General features: G+C 44.1%; 1 protein-coding gene. It reads left to right on the top strand.

Annotation, left to right across the window (positions count from 1 at the left end; translation table 11 throughout):
• On the top strand, positions 1-349 hold a 349-nt coding region (locus H2672_RS19365; protein ID WP_186674024.1), incomplete at both ends, for an IS66 family transposase zinc-finger binding domain-containing protein.

The following is a 349-nucleotide window of genomic DNA, read 5'->3' as shown; positions in this document are numbered from 1 at the left end:
TTATCGTCGTAAAAAACGATCGGGTCAAATCGAAGCGATGCTTGAAAACCTGCCGACTGAAACGATTCACTATCGTTTATCAGATGAGGAACAGGCTTGTTTGTGTTGCGGTGAACAAGTACATGAAATGAGTACGGAAGTACGTCGTGAGTTAAAAGTCATTCCAGCTCAAGTGAAAGTCGTTGAACATGTACGCCATGTCTACAGCTGCCGAAATTGTGAACGTGAAGGCACCGATACTCCCATTGTCACAGCAAAGATGCCAGCACCTATGTATCCAGGTAGTTTAGCTTCACCATCGGCAATGGCCTATATTATGAATCAAAAATATGTCGAGGGCATGCCTCTA

The sequence above is a fragment of the Sporosarcina sp. BP05 genome, from assembly GCF_014282005.1.
In the GTDB taxonomy this organism is placed as follows: Bacteria; Bacillota; Bacilli; order Bacillales_A; family Planococcaceae; genus Sporosarcina.
The sequence above is the reverse complement of the archived record's forward strand: the minus strand, read 5'-3'. Positions and strand labels throughout refer to the sequence as shown.